The 1,445-nt window shown below is 65.2% G+C and carries 1 protein-coding gene; it reads right to left on the bottom strand.

Annotated features, from left to right (window positions below; all coding sequences use genetic code 11):
• Positions 1-1,445, bottom strand: a 1,445-nt coding sequence (locus tag ACWEO7_RS39500; RefSeq protein WP_452430962.1) for a non-ribosomal peptide synthetase, incomplete at both ends; no start/stop codon positions are given.

Raw genomic sequence — 1,445 nt, 5'->3', positions numbered from 1 at the left:
AGCGCGAGCAGCGCGGCTTCGATCTCACCCAACTCGATACGGAAACCACGAATCTTCACCTGGAAATCCGTACGACCCCGATACTCGAGTTCACCCGCGCTGGTCCACGCCACCAAGTCACCGGTGCGGTACATCCGCGCACCGGGCTGGAACGGGTTGGCCACGAACCGGTCAGCGGTCAGATCCGCACGACCGAAGTAACCACGCGCCAACTGCGCACCAGCCAAATACAACTCACCCGACACACCCACCGGAACCGGACGCAAACGCCCATCCAGCACAAACACCCGGCTGTTCCACACCGGCGCACCGATGGGAACCGAAACCCGGTCGGCATCACCGACCCGGTGGCTGGTGATGGACACCGCCGCCTCGGTCGGACCGTACAGATTGAACAACTCGGTACGCGAATACTCACGCAGGAACCGCTGCGCCAACGCACCCGGAAGGGCTTCACCGATCGCCAGCACCCGCCACAGCGAATCCGGCATACCGGCGGTCAACAGCGCGTCCAGCATCGACGGGACGACGTGCAGCGTGGTAACCCATTCCTGGGCCATGAGTTCGTTGAGGTACGCCGGATCACGGTGACCGTCGGGTGAGGCGATGACCAGGCGACCGCCACAGACAGCGGCCGACCAGAACTCCCACACCGACAAGTCGAACGTCGCCGCCGTCTTCAGCAGAATCGCATCCGCCGCGTCGAGCCCGAACTCGACGTTCTTCCACTGCAACTGGTTCGCGATCGCGCCATGCGAAACAGCCACACCCTTCGGGCGACCCGTCGAACCAGACGTGAAGATCACATACGCCGTGTTCTCCGGACGCAACGGTCCCACCCGATCGGCATCAGCGACCGGCGTCGCATCGACACCCGACAAGTCGATTTCGTCGATCCGCACCACCGGCGCGACATCGGTCTCGAACTTCGCATCGACATTCGTCAGCACACAAACCGGTGCCGCCGTCTCCAGGATGTAGCTGGTCCGCTCGGCAGCCTGATCCGGATCCACCGGCACATACGCACCACCGGACTTCGCCACCGCATACATCGCCACGACCAAATCAACGGAGCGACGCAACGCCAGCGCCACCCGCGACTCCGGACCGACACCCAGCGAAATCAGATGCCGCGCAAGACGATTCACCCGAACATCGAGTTCGGCGTAGGTCAGCTCGACCCGCTCACCATCGACCGCGTCCGCGACCAGCGCCGTTGAGCGCGGGTCCGCCGCGACGGTGGCGTCGAGCAGCGAGGCCAGCGTCGCATCCGCGTCGACCGCCTGGTCGGTGGCGTTCCAGCGTGCCAGCACGTCGTGCCGTTCGGCGGCGTCGAGCAGTTCGAGATCGCCGACCGGCGCGTTGGCGTCGGCGACCACGGCGGCGAGGATGCGCGACAACCGCGCCGCGAAACTCTCCACCGTCGCCCGGTCGAAAAGATCGGT

It is taken from the genome of Nocardia sp. NPDC004260, from assembly GCF_053603155.1.
Note: the sequence above shows the minus strand (reverse complement) of the source record. Positions and strands in the feature narration are given on the sequence as shown.